This window comes from Mycobacterium sp., assembly GCF_050701675.1.
Taxonomy (GTDB): Bacteria; Actinomycetota; Actinomycetes; order Mycobacteriales; family Mycobacteriaceae; genus Mycobacterium.
The window spans coordinates 1-4,207 of record NZ_JBOGDD010000864.1 but is presented as its reverse complement, the minus strand read 5'-3'; the positions used below and the strand labels follow the sequence as shown (position 1 = coordinate 4,207).

At 67.9% G+C, this 4,207-nt stretch carries 3 protein-coding genes and 3 pseudogenes; 5 read left to right on the top strand and 1 reads right to left on the bottom strand.

What is annotated here, in order from left to right; genetic code table 11:
• The 4 genes and pseudogenes from ACRDUX_RS26575 to ACRDUX_RS26560 all read left to right on the top strand — a co-directional run.
• Nucleotides 1-129 (top strand): annotated as a pseudogene (locus ACRDUX_RS26575) (crossover junction endodeoxyribonuclease RuvC); the annotation flags it as partial.
• Complete coding sequence (gene ruvA, locus ACRDUX_RS26570) at nucleotides 126-716, top strand: Holliday junction branch migration protein RuvA (protein WP_526418136.1); 591 nt, start codon at nucleotides 126-128, stop codon at nucleotides 714-716. The pseudogene ACRDUX_RS26575 and the gene ruvA, both read left to right, overlap by 4 nt.
• A gap of 33 nt (nucleotides 717-749) precedes the next feature.
• A complete protein-coding gene (gene ruvB / locus ACRDUX_RS26565) occupies nucleotides 750-1,817 on the top strand; it encodes a Holliday junction branch migration DNA helicase RuvB (protein ID WP_526418134.1) in 1,068 nt (355 codons plus the stop codon).
• Between the two features lie 16 nt (nucleotides 1,818-1,833).
• Nucleotides 1,834-2,220, top strand: coding sequence for a DUF1304 domain-containing protein (locus ACRDUX_RS26560; protein WP_526418132.1), 387 nt, complete (start codon nucleotides 1,834-1,836; stop codon nucleotides 2,218-2,220).
• Between the two features lie 32 nt (nucleotides 2,221-2,252).
• Here the strand turns inward: ACRDUX_RS26560 and ACRDUX_RS26555 are convergent.
• Nucleotides 2,253-3,158 (bottom strand): annotated as a pseudogene (locus ACRDUX_RS26555) (GGDEF domain-containing protein); the annotation flags it as partial.
• Between the two features lie 593 nt (nucleotides 3,159-3,751).
• Between ACRDUX_RS26555 and ACRDUX_RS26550 the strand changes: the two are divergent.
• Nucleotides 3,752-4,207: pseudogene (locus tag ACRDUX_RS26550) on the top strand (hypothetical protein); the annotation flags it as partial.

The window sequence follows — 4,207 nt, the reverse complement described above, 5'->3', positions numbered from 1 at the left end:
GCCGACGCACTTGCGCTGGCCATCTGCCACTGCTGGCGGGCGCCGATGATCGCGCGGATGGCGGCAGCCGAGGCGATGGCCGCAGAACAGCGCAAGAAGTACAAGGCCAAACTCAAGGCGGCCAGATGATCGCGTCAGTTCGAGGTGAGGTGCTCGACGTCGCCCTCGACCACGTCGTCATAGAAGCGGCCGGGGTCGGCTACAAGGTGATGGCGACACCGTCGACGTTGTCTACGCTGCGGCGCGGCAGCGAGGCCAGGCTCATCATCGCCATGATCGTCCGCGAGGACTCGATGACGCTGTACGGCTTCGCCGACGCCGAGGCCCGCGACTTGTTCAGCACGCTGCTCGGCGTCTCGGGCGTTGGCCCGAAGATCGGGCTGGCCACCCTCGCCGTGTACGACGCCCAGACTCTTCGACAGGCACTGGCCGACGGTGACGTCACCGCGCTCACCCGGGTGCCCGGCATCGGCAAGCGCGGCGCCGAGCGCATGGTCCTGGAGTTGCGGGACAAGATCGGTGCCGTTCCCTCGGCGGGTGGCCTGGCCGGGGTCAGTGGCCACGCCATCCGCGGACCGGTGGTGGAAGCCCTTGTCGGACTCGGCTTTGCGGCCAAGCAGGCCGAGGAGGCCACCGACAAGGTACTGGCCGAGGAGCCCGACGCCACCACCTCGAGCGCGCTGAGGGCGGCGCTGTCCATGCTTGGCAGGAAGTGATGAGCCGCGTGCGCGAAGAGCAGAGTGTCTAGCATGGGCCGGTTCGACGAGGACGAGCACGAGGACACCACCGACCGCGAGGTGTCAGCCGCCCTGACCGTTGGCGAGGGTGACGTCGACGCCAGCCTGCGACCCAGGTCCCTCAAGGAGTTCATCGGCCAACCTCGGGTCCGTGAACAACTCCAGCTGGTCCTCGAAGGCGCCAAGAACCGCGGTGGCACACCGGATCACATCCTGCTGTCCGGTCCGCCCGGGCTCGGCAAGACCTCACTGGCGATGATCATCGCGGCAGAACTCGGCACCTCGCTTCGCCTCACCTCCGGACCGGCACTCGAGCGCGCGGGCGACTTGGCCGCCATGCTGTCCAACCTCGTCGAACACGACGTGTTGTTCATCGATGAGATTCACCGCATCGCGAGGCCGGCCGAGGAGATGCTGTACCTCGCCATGGAGGACTTCCGCGTCGACGTCATCGTCGGAAAGGGCCCGGGCGCAACGTCCATTCCGCTGGAGGTCGCCCCGTTCACACTGGTCGGAGCTACCACCCGGTCCGGGGCTCTGACCGGACCGTTGCGTGACCGTTTCGGCTTCACCGCCCACATGGACTTCTACGAACCCGCCGAACTGGAACGGGTGCTGGCCCGTTCGGCGGGCATCCTCGGCATCGAGGTCGGGATGGACGCCGCAGCCGAGATCGCACGTCGCTCGCGTGGCACACCACGCATCGCGAACCGGCTGCTGCGCCGAGTACGTGACTATGCCGAAGTCCGCGCGGACGGCGTGATCACCCGCGACATCGCGAAGTCCGCCTTGGCGGTCTACGACGTCGACGAACTCGGGCTGGACCGCCTCGACCGCGCCGTGCTCTCGGCGCTGACGCGGAGCTTCGGGGGCGGCCCGGTCGGGGTGTCGACGCTCGCCGTCGCCGTCGGCGAAGAGGCCACTACCGTCGAGGAGGTGTGCGAGCCCTTCCTGGTGCGCGCAGGCATGATCGCCCGCACTCCGCGGGGTCGGGTCGCCACGGCCCAAGCGTGGACGCATCTGGGCATGACGCCGCCCAGCGGTGTGACCGGCCTCGGACAACCGGGCCTGTTCGAGTGACGACGGAAAGCGTGAAATGACCACTGCCGGTTTGATCTTCGCGGCACTGGCCGCCGTACTGCACGTCTACATCTGGGTGCTCGAGTCGTTTCGTTGGACGCACCCGCGCACCCGCGCGACGTTCGGCACGACGGCCGAGGAGGCGGAGACCACCAAGCTGCTGGCGTTCAACCAGGGCTTCTACAACCTGTTCTTGGCGGTGGTGACGACGGCGGGTATCGCGTTCACGATCTCCGGCGGTATCCGGGTTGGCGGGGCGCTGCTCTTCGCCGGCCTCGGGTCGATGCTCGCCGCAGCAATCGTGCTTCTGGCGTCCGCGCCGGACAAGGCGCGTTCAGCGGTGGTCCAGGGTGCGTTGCCGTTGGTCGCCGTCGTGTTGCTTGCCATCGGCTTCTCCGCGTAGGCATCGCTCGGGCGGCCGAGCACGTGCACGCGGTTTCCACCGGAACGCTTGGCCTTGTACATCGCCCGGTCCGCCGAGTCCAGCAGACGATCGACGTGGCCCGAAATGTCCTGCGGGATCACCCGGAAGAGGGACGCACTGGCCACCCCGATGCTCGCCGTGACGCGCGAGGGCGGCTGTGCGATCTCGCGACGGACCCGCTCGGCCAGCCCGATCGCGTCGCCGCGGTCACCGGACATCGCCACGACGAACTCCTCACCGCCGACGCGCCCCACGGCCGAATCGCCGGGGCGGGAGCGACGGAGAATGTCGCCGACGGCGATCAGGGCCTGGTCACCCGCAGCGTGTCCCGCGGTGTCGTTGACCCGCTTGAAGTCGTCCAGATCAACCATCACGACCGTCAGATGAGCCCTGCCGTCGCGACTCGACTCAGTGGCCAGGACACGCACCGATCGATGAAACCCCCGGCGGTTGGGCAGCCCCGTCAACGGATCCGTGTCAGACCTCAGCGCGTCGACGCCGAGGGTGCGGACCAGCACCTGGACGCAGAACGGCACGGCCAGGACGCCGACCAACAGCACGAGCAGCTTGCTCACTGCCTGGAGCGGGTCACCGCGGAGAGCGATCTCAGCGGCGCAGATCGTCGCCGTCGTCAGCGCCGTCACCAAGGTGAAGACGAGGTGGCGGGTGGTGTGGAAGAAGGCCACATAGCCCCCGAGCGCCGCAAACGCGGTGCAACCCTGCAGACCGGTGCCTGGCGCCGTGGCGAGGCAGGTGATGGCGATGGCGATGGCCGCCACGATCGCGAAGAGCGACGACTGGCGGCGGCTCGGCCACTTCGTGGCCCACAGCAGCGCCACGACCCCGCACCCCACCGCGATGATGATGGAGGTGGCGCGAGTGGCCGAATCGTGTGCGCCGGCAGGGCTCCACAACATGAGGATCGGGGGCACGCCGAGCGTGGCCACGACGGCAGCCATCATGTAACGGGTGAAGATCAACTGCTTGCGGGCAGCCAGATAGTCGGACAGCCACTGATAGTGATCGGGCTGCCGCCACCAACGGCGAATCCAGTCCACGTTTTGTGTTGCCCTTGCTTTTCGTCGACCAATGCCCCCACGAGCGCTGTCGGCCTAGGCAAGCAGATGGTCCCCTCGTGGGATGGTACAAGAAGGGCAAGCAGTTTGCCGGAGGTCGGCAAGAGTGCGTCGGCGCAGTCGCCCGCAGGACGAAATCGGGGCGGCACCTGCCCGATTCCCGACGCGGAATCAGCCACTGCGATCGGCTGTCTCACCTTGCCGCGAGCGATGCCGGCGACGGCTCCCCGCCGCCCAATGACGTCGAGAGATCGCCACGATGCACGACGGCCATCTTCGTAGCTACGTCGGTGGGCGTCGCCAGCGTCGCGGTATCCCGATGGGATCGAAAATCGGGAGCGCCGGGGACATGACCATCCACACCCCGGTGCCAATCGCCGCGCGTTACGGATTCGTCGGGATTGGGTACCCGAATCGCGAATTAGGAGGCCATCATGACTCAGGTCGTTTCGAGTGAACGCGATCGCGGCGGCAGGCTGGTCATACCGCGCAGCCGCGGCGCAGCAAGTGGACTTCTGGTGATCGTTCTTGGCGCGTGGGGCGCACTGGTTCCCTTCCTGGGCCCGGCGTTCGACTTCGCCTACGACCAGGGGCAGGGTGCCGCCTGGAGCGCGGCCCGCGGCTGGCTCGAGGTGCTGCCCGGCGTCGTCGCCGTGGTCGGTGGGCTCCTGCTGGTGCAGTCGCAGAACCGTGCCACGGCAATGCTCGGCGGATGGCTCAGCGTGGTCGCGGGCGCCGGGTTCGTCGTCGGCCGTGTCGTGGCCACGACGCTGACCATCGGCGAGATCGGTAGGCCGGTCGCCGAGACCGAGACCAAGGCGGCCTGGCTCGAGCTCACCTATTTCTACGGTCTCGGTGCGGCGATCGTGTTCCTCGGCGCGATGGCACTG

Excerpts from the sequence above, each read along its gene's own strand:
- ruvB (WP_526418134.1), top strand. The coding sequence starts at position 750 with ATGGGCCGGTTCGACGAGGACGAGCACGAGGACACCACCGACCGCGAG.
- ruvA (WP_526418136.1), top strand. The coding sequence starts at position 126 with ATGATCGCGTCAGTTCGAGGTGAGGTGCTCGACGTCGCCCTCGACCAC.
- ACRDUX_RS26560 (WP_526418132.1), top strand. The coding sequence starts at position 1,834 with ATGACCACTGCCGGTTTGATCTTCGCGGCACTGGCCGCCGTACTGCAC.